Origin of the sequence: Corynebacterium sp. MSK039 (assembly GCF_030232315.1) — a bacterium.
Classification (GTDB): domain Bacteria; phylum Actinomycetota; class Actinomycetes; order Mycobacteriales; family Mycobacteriaceae; genus Corynebacterium.
The window spans coordinates 1-558 of record NZ_JASPJL010000045.1 but is presented as its reverse complement, the minus strand read 5'-3'; the positions used below and the strand labels follow the sequence as shown (position 1 = coordinate 558).

The window sequence follows — 558 nt, the reverse complement described above, 5'->3', positions numbered from 1 at the left end:
GGTGTCGATAGCGTTGTCGTAGAGGGCTGGTCGTCCTGTTTCGTGGTCGGCTTGGTTCTCGTTTCGGGTCAGGGTGGATACTTTGGCGAGTTGGCCCTGGCCCCAGTCGGACTGCCTGGCGATTCGTACTGGATCGTCAGGCAGCTCTGTTTTTAAGTAGAGCCACCAATCCAGCATGCGGCGTTGTCGTTCGCCTGATCTGCCGCGGTGGGTTCTGGCGAGCAGTTTGAGCTGGGCGTTGATCCCGCCTTCCAGGCTGTTGGTGGTGGATTTGATCCGTTCGGGCGCAAGGACTGCTTTTGGTGGGGTGAGGTAGACAAACAGCATCTCGGACCGGAATAGGTGGTTGAGGCTGTTGTAGGCCTTGCGCACGTTGTGGTGTGTCCACACGCGAGTCCATGCACCGGTTTTGGGGTCTTTGATCAGGGTTTTCTCGTCCATCCATGACCGGTAGATCGTGGAGAATTCGTGCAGTTGCGCACCCCATGCGGCGGCTTCATCCAGCGTGGTGATCCGGGTCAGTTTCAGCGCAAGTCGGTAGATGGTGCGCCCGGCATC

General features: G+C 58.6%; 1 protein-coding gene. It reads right to left on the bottom strand.

What is annotated here, in order from left to right; all coding sequences use genetic code 11:
- The coding region (locus QP997_RS09755) for a transposase family protein (RefSeq protein WP_502870460.1) at positions 1-558 on the bottom strand (558 nt) is incomplete at both ends.